Here is a 766-nt window from a genome sequence, read left to right as displayed (position 1 = left end):
GCATCGAGGTCACCGCGCCGGTGGCCCTGGTGGCCGGGGACCGGCAGTCGGACGGGATTTTCCCGCAATGGTCGATTGCGCAAAACATCGGCATCCGCTCGCTGAAGCGATTGCGCAACGGCCTGCTGATCTCGCCGCAGCGCGAAGCCGAACTCGCCGACTTTTGGCAAAAGAAAATCGGCATCCGCACCCCCGACATGAACAATAACATCTTCTCGCTGTCCGGCGGCAACCAGCAGAAGGCCCTGTTTGCCCGGGCGCTCGGTTCCGACGCAAAGATTGTGCTGATGGATGACCCGATGCGCGGCGTCGATATCGGCACCAAGCTCGAGGTCTACGACCTCGTGCGCGAAGAGGCCGGCCGCGGCCGCACCTTCCTCTGGTACACCACGGAAACCGAAGAGCTCGACAATTGCCACCAAATCTACGTCTTCAAGAACGGCCGGATTGTCGCCAACCTTCGTCGCGACGAGCTGACGGAGAAAAAGATCATCCAGTCCTCGTTCGGCGACGCTGCCTGAGATGACGGCAGCACCCATCGAGACCGGCCTCAAAGGTTCCTCCGAGCGTGACAGGCTGGCGCGGGCGCGCCTGCTGCGCGGCTTGCTGCCGGCATTGTCGCTGGTACTGGTGCTGCTGGCGATCGCCTGGCTCAACCCGCGCGCCATCAGCTATTTCGGCTTCAGCCTGATGCTCAATTTGGCGATCCCGATCGCCCTGGCGACGATCGCGCAGATGTTCGTCATCGCCGGCAACGAGCTGGACC

General features: G+C 62.8%; 1 protein-coding gene and 1 pseudogene. Both read left to right on the top strand.

Translation table 11 applies throughout. The features are described 5' to 3' along the window. Positions 1–521 (top strand): ATP-binding cassette domain-containing protein (locus EOA85_RS36485; protein WP_164760189.1); only part of this gene is annotated, 521 nt, incomplete at its 5' end. 1 nt (position 522) lies between these two features. After that, a pseudogene (locus EOA85_RS36480) lies at positions 523–766 on the top strand (ABC transporter permease); the annotation flags it as partial.

The organism is Mesorhizobium sp. M5C.F.Ca.IN.020.29.1.1 (assembly GCF_003997375.1).
Classification (GTDB): Bacteria; Pseudomonadota; Alphaproteobacteria; order Rhizobiales; family Rhizobiaceae; genus Mesorhizobium; species Mesorhizobium wenxiniae.
The sequence above is the reverse complement of the archived record's forward strand: the minus strand, read 5'-3'. Positions and strand labels throughout refer to the sequence as shown.